Source organism: Enterococcus alishanensis, assembly GCF_019218635.1.
GTDB lineage: Bacteria > Bacillota > Bacilli > Lactobacillales > Enterococcaceae > Enterococcus_A > Enterococcus_A alishanensis.
Window position 1 is genome coordinate 1 of record NZ_JAHUZB010000027.1, and the last position, 1077, is coordinate 1077.

General features: G+C 32.8%; 1 protein-coding gene. It reads left to right on the top strand.

Annotation, left to right across the window (positions count from 1 at the left end):
* Positions 1–145: 145 nt before the first annotated feature.
* A partial coding sequence (locus KUA55_RS18080; RefSeq protein ID WP_218327768.1) for a tyrosine-type recombinase/integrase occupies positions 146–1077 on the top strand: 932 nt, incomplete at its 3' end.

Here is a 1077-nt window from a genome sequence, read left to right on the forward strand (position 1 = left end):
TTAACCAAAAATCATATTAATTTCAATCTTTTTTCAAATAAAAATAATTGTTAGTTGAAAATTAACAAATAAATTTGATTTTTTTTGTTTTTTTAATATTTTTAACAACCGTCAATTAAGCCGTCAAAAAAAGGAGTGTTTTTTAATGCCTAAACGAGGCGAAAATATCTACAAAAGAAAAGACTTACGGTGGGAAGGCCGATATAAAAAAGGAATCAAAGAAAATGGGAAAATCCATTATGGCTATATTTATGGACGCAGCTATAAAGAAGTAAAGGAGAAGCTTTATTATTACAAATTGACTTATCAAAAGGTCTGTCAACAAAATGGGTTAAGTGCGCAATCCTATGAAGAATGGATCTATCAGTGGCTAAAAGAACGAAGAAAGACGCTAAAGGAAAGTACCTATGCCACATATTTTTATAAGTTAAAGCATTATGTCTTCTTTCATATAGGGAATATTCCTTTAAATCAGTTAACAAAAGAGAGTATTCAACAAGTTATTGATACCTTAAGTGACCAAAACCTTGGCGCTTCAACCATTCACGTTATCTATCAAATTGTTAAAAAGAGCTTACAAGATGCTCTTACAAAAGGAAAAATTAATCAACAACCTTGTCATCATATAGACTTACCAAAAAAACAAAAAAAGATGATTCGATCTCTGTCTACTGAGGAAGAAGAAAAGGTTGAAATTGCTGCCAAGCAACTACCCTTGTCTAAGGGATTACCTATTATTTTAGCGCTAAATACTGGATTAAGGATTGGAGAAATATCAGCTTTAAAGTGGTCAGATATCGATTTTAAGGCAAAAACACTTCGCGTTACTCAATCTTACCAACGGGTTCCTTTACAACAGGAACAACAGAAAACAACTTTATTATTTACATCGGCAAAGAGTGAACAATCAATACGGGTTGTTCCTATCGGTCGAAATCTTTACAAATGGTTAAAAAAGGGTGCACGAAAAGCAACGGGACCTTACGTCTGTTCCTCTCGGGAACTACCTCAAGAGCCTAGGCAAATTACTTACTATTTCCACCAAATTTTAACGAAATGTGACTTGAAAAATATTCA